Source organism: Vibrio sp. B181a, from assembly GCF_030248375.1.
GTDB lineage: Bacteria > Pseudomonadota > Gammaproteobacteria > Enterobacterales > Vibrionaceae > Vibrio > Vibrio campbellii.
In genome coordinates this window covers 1-2009 of record NZ_JAHGAD010000069.1, presented here as the reverse complement: position 1 = coordinate 2009, position 2009 = coordinate 1, and the positions used below count along the sequence as shown (strand labels likewise).

The 2009-nt window shown below is 40.1% G+C and carries 2 protein-coding genes; both read right to left on the bottom strand.

Annotated elements, in window-relative coordinates:
* Positions 1-76 precede the first annotated feature (76 nt).
* Positions 77-742 (bottom strand): hypothetical protein, encoded by a 666-nt coding sequence (locus KIO97_RS22245; protein ID WP_041061743.1) that lies wholly within the window; start codon positions 740-742, stop codon positions 77-79.
* Positions 743-1551: 809 nt separating this feature from the next.
* Complete coding sequence (locus KIO97_RS22230) at positions 1552-1962, bottom strand: cytidine deaminase (RefSeq protein WP_025613414.1); 411 nt, start codon at positions 1960-1962, stop codon at positions 1552-1554.
* Positions 1963-2009: the final 47 nt, after the last annotated feature.

Sequence of the window (2009 nt, the reverse complement as noted above, 5' to 3'; positions counted from 1 at the left end):
AATACCACGCGTTGCGAATCACTCTTGAACAGTTTGTTAGCTGTATTTGCCAATTGCACAGCTTCCATGGGCAAAGTTAAGGTAGCTCTTCAAACTTCATGACATTAGTATGTTCACTGGGTACTAAAACGATTTTACCTCGAGGTAGATAATTTTTGTTAGTCACGAGGTACATCTTGTCGATTTCCATACCCACATTTGAAAACCGCCCTTTAACTATCACGCTCATATCTTTTTCAGCTGCAGCCCAAATCTCTTTATCTCCATAACAAATATGATCAAATCTTTCTAGAAATAAGCCACCTTTACACGCGGGTTTAGCTCCTGATATAAATCGACTATTTTTACCTTTTACTGCCAAATACAGTGCTGCTTCCTTACTATTATAAGCATGTGTAACATGCACAAAAAGGGTTAGCACCCCTGCGAAAAGAACTCCATGTACAGCTAAAAAAACAAATAGATAAGAGAATATATCTTTAAGAGATAATTTATCATCTGCGGAGCGATCAGTTTTATGCAACCATGCAAAGCAGACTAACCCGGATGAAACATACAGCACCCAGTTGATATTAACAATCTGCTCAGACCACTCAAATTTATACCAATTATCAGGCCAAAAAAGAAAAATAAATCCAACTAAAGAAAGCATCGTCCAAATAAAAACTAGCCCACCTAAAAAAGTCTCTGGCTTTACTAATGCTACCAGCGCCTTCCAACCGCGTTCATCGTTATTGTCCAAATCTATTAGTCCTTTTTACAACCCTTTAGGTTAGTTGAATGATACTTTAAAACGTGAGTGCCGAAGCCATCCCTAAAGCAGCTAACGCCCTGCTAAGGGGTGAGCAACGCAATACAAAAGCCGCCGCAAACCACCTTAATCACTAAATTCAACGCATAGTAAAAATGCCACGCGTTGTGAATCCCTCTTGAGCAGTTTGTTAGTTTGCAAACCCAAAGCGTTGATTTTAAGTTATTTTAAACTTTGCAAACAACAAACTTTATGTGCTTTGATGCATTTAAGTCATGCGTAGTCTAAAAACGGCTAGTCAATGAAACCACTTTGAAAAAACAACGCCGCAGAAAACGAACTTACAACACCAAAAAGCGCTTTTGGAAAACAAATCTCACAATGCGGACTTTCAACAAAGCAACTGAAACCACATGAAATTACCACACCAGAGAAAACGCCATTTCAGCGAGTAAATCGGCTTTTGTACCAACAAACTCAACGAGCAGAGTTTCAGCAAAAAACTGCGACTCAGTTAACCCCAAAGTCACCGCACCAAAGAACAAATCAACCGTTGAAACGATGCCAATTTTGGATTTTCACCATGTTAGTTAACACTGAAATTGAACGCCGATACGACAATTTCAACTTTGAGCTTTTACAACTAGATCTTGCGATATAGCTGCGTTTTTCTTCTTGCAAACTAACGCCTTGCTAAGGTGTGAGTAACGCAATACAAAAGCTACCGCATACCACCTTAAACACTAAAACCACCGCAAAGTAAAAATGCCACGCGTTACGAATCACTCTTAAGCAATTTGTTATAGCGCTTTGCCGTTTACAAGTGACCAATGATGAGGCATTAATTCTCGTATAGTCTTGAAAACCAATGCATTCTCTGGAGTCGTAATTGCCGCTTTGACATCCCCACCCCAATGGACGAGGCGCTCTTGACAAACTCCGCATGGTGACAAGATTAGAAATTCATCGTTCTCGTTCTCACGACACAGGCATAATGAGTGGGTCACTCGCTCATTGAGTTTGTGAGCCTCTAAATACGCTCCCACCTCCATACATAGTGAAAGAGCATCGTTTTTAGTATCAGGAGCAATGCTTGTTAATATTTTTCCTGACTCTGTTCTAACAGCCGCAGCTCCACCCCAACCAGAAGGATATCGCATATTTACTAGTTCTATTGCTGCTTGATAGAGCTCTTTTTCGATATTATCCATGACCATCCATATTCAATTTTATCGTGCGCTATAACGCGCAGTTAAGG

Bases quoted from the DNA above. Each gene is read 5' to 3' on its own strand.
- KIO97_RS22230 (WP_025613414.1), bottom strand. From the start codon at position 1,962: ATGGATAATATCGAAAAAGAGCTCTATCAAGCAGCAATAGAACTAGTA.